This is a genomic window from Nitritalea halalkaliphila LW7 (genome assembly GCF_000265075.1).
Classification (GTDB): Bacteria; Bacteroidota; Bacteroidia; order Cytophagales; family Cyclobacteriaceae; genus Nitritalea; species Nitritalea halalkaliphila.
The window spans coordinates 1-1973 of sequence record NZ_AJYA01000100.1 but is presented as its reverse complement, the minus strand read 5'-3'; the positions used below and the strand labels follow the sequence as shown (position 1 = coordinate 1973).

At 32.5% G+C, this 1973-nt stretch carries 4 protein-coding genes; all 4 read left to right on the top strand.

Annotation, left to right across the window (positions count from 1 at the left end; translation table 11 throughout):
• Positions 1 to 13 precede the first annotated feature (13 nt).
• The 4 genes from A3SI_RS23420 (at position 14) to A3SI_RS17915 (ending at position 1949) form a co-directional block, all read left to right on the top strand.
• Positions 14 to 151 carry a transposase domain-containing protein gene (locus A3SI_RS23420; protein ID WP_083836575.1) on the top strand — a complete coding sequence of 46 codons (138 nt, stop codon included), beginning with the start codon at positions 14 to 16 and terminating at the stop codon, positions 149 to 151.
• Between the two features lie 329 nt (positions 152 to 480).
• Complete coding sequence (locus tag A3SI_RS16480) at positions 481 to 888, top strand: hypothetical protein (RefSeq protein WP_238531831.1); 408 nt, start codon at positions 481 to 483, stop codon at positions 886 to 888.
• 205 nt (positions 889 to 1093) lie between these two features.
• Positions 1094 to 1363 (top strand): hypothetical protein, encoded by a 270-nt coding sequence (locus A3SI_RS16475; protein WP_156810373.1) that lies wholly within the window; start codon positions 1094 to 1096, stop codon positions 1361 to 1363.
• Positions 1364 to 1502: 139 nt separating this feature from the next.
• Positions 1503 to 1949 carry a hypothetical protein gene (locus A3SI_RS17915; RefSeq protein WP_009057734.1) on the top strand — a complete coding sequence of 149 codons (447 nt, stop codon included), beginning with the start codon at positions 1503 to 1505 and terminating at the stop codon, positions 1947 to 1949.
• Positions 1950 to 1973 lie beyond the last annotated feature (24 nt).

Here is a 1973-nt window from a genome sequence, read left to right as displayed (position 1 = left end):
CCATGTACTCCTTATGGCAAGCTGTAAGCGAAATGGTGTCGATGAAAGAGAGTGGCTAAGTGATATTTTTGATCGCGTACAGGGAATCAAGCATAAGGACCTCTTCAAGCTACTGCCTTCTAATTGGGTCAAGTACAGAGGCCAATTATAAATCCAATACGTAGTTCGTCGAACGGATACAAATCATGGAAATATTAGACATGGAAAAAATGGAGAATCTGGTCGGTGGATCGGATTATTGTGACACAGCTTGGTTGTTGCTTAGTGGTGGTGGATTTCGGGGAGACAACGATTTGTATATGATTCTTGTTAACAGTTATGAGACTCATTGCCAAGATCATAATCCATAGTTGATTATAGCTAATGAAGGCTACTTTAAAGGTAGCCTTCATTAATAAGAAAATATGTATTTATAAAATTAAGATACCTTATTCTAATCACTTATTAAAATTTTCTATATGAAAAATGTTTTTTATATTTATGCTTCTTCAATTTTATTCTATAAATGACGACCTATTATATGGAAAATGGAAACTTTACCGAAGTGAGTCATTTGAAAATATCCTCACATCAAAAAATTTTCAACTTCAGGATGAAGCCCAACAACAAGCATTAGCAGAAACATTTTCAAAAATTATAGACGGATATTTTTATGATTTTAAAAAGGACACCGCAGTTTTTACAGACTTTAAGAATTATGAAATAATTGAATTAAAAGGATTGTGGTGGACTGATGGAGATACATTAATTATTGGTCAGATAAATAAAATAAGTGTACAAAAATACTTGATTACGGAACTTAATAAATCGGAATTACACTTGAAAATGATTAATCCAAGAGATGGTCTAGTATTTAAAAGTAGGATGATGTTCAAGAGAGAAGACTAATTTCTGTCGTTTTAGTTACGAACAAAATCTGATTTATATGAAAATTTCAATCATATTTCTTTTTTTGCTTTTAATATTAGGCATCAACAAGAGTAAGGAAGAAAAATTGCAAGGTAAGTGGAAACTTGAGTCATATAATGCTTTTTATTCAGTAATTAATTCAGAATATTTTTAATAGGCTACCGAAGATCAGAAGATTATGATAATGAAGGAAATCAATTTTTCTTTAGCAAACACATATATGGAGTTTAAAGGCGATTCTGTGGTCATTGATAATGTAGGGAATGGCAATGTAACTGAAGTCACTAGAAGAGGTCTAGTTTATAATGATAAACTAACGTTTTTGAAGAAAGATAAATTAAAAAGTCGTGATTACAGGCTCATCGAAGTTTCTGATTCTAAACTGATTTTAGACTTTAACTACAATAAAGAATTGAAGAGAATTTACCTAGAATTCAGAAAAGTTAATTCGTAAGAAATGCTAATCAAATACTTCCTTTTTTTAGTTTTTTTTTGGGATTAGCCTAGCCCTTTACATCGATCTATTTCTTCTAACTGAAGATGTTTTTTATTTTCATCTGGCTAAGCAGTACTCCAATACGAGGATAGAACAAATGCTTGAGTTTCGAGGAAGATGGCTTTGGTTGACTTACCTGATTGCTCCGTTCATTACTTTTTTTAAGATCTTAATTCCGGCCAGTTTAGTATATCTGGGGTTTTACCTCTCTAATTTGAAGTATCCCTTTTCTGATGTTTTTAAGGCCTGTGTTATTGCAGAGTTTGTATTTTTGCTTCCTGTTTTATCCAAGATCTTATGGTTTGAATTTGTAGAGCCAAGCTTCACTTTGGAAGAGTTTAATTCTTTCTATCCTTTATCTCTTTTCAGTCTTTTTGATTCAAGTTTGTTAGAAAAATGGTTTCATTACCCATTCAAGGCACTAAATGTTTTTGAAATAGGGTATTGGTTTGCATTGGCAGGAAGTCTGGCTTTTGGGCTAGGTCAAGAATTCAAGCAAATGCTTGATTGGTCCGGGGATTTAGATGCCATGAGGACTGATTAATAACCTTAGGTAACGTCGGATTCA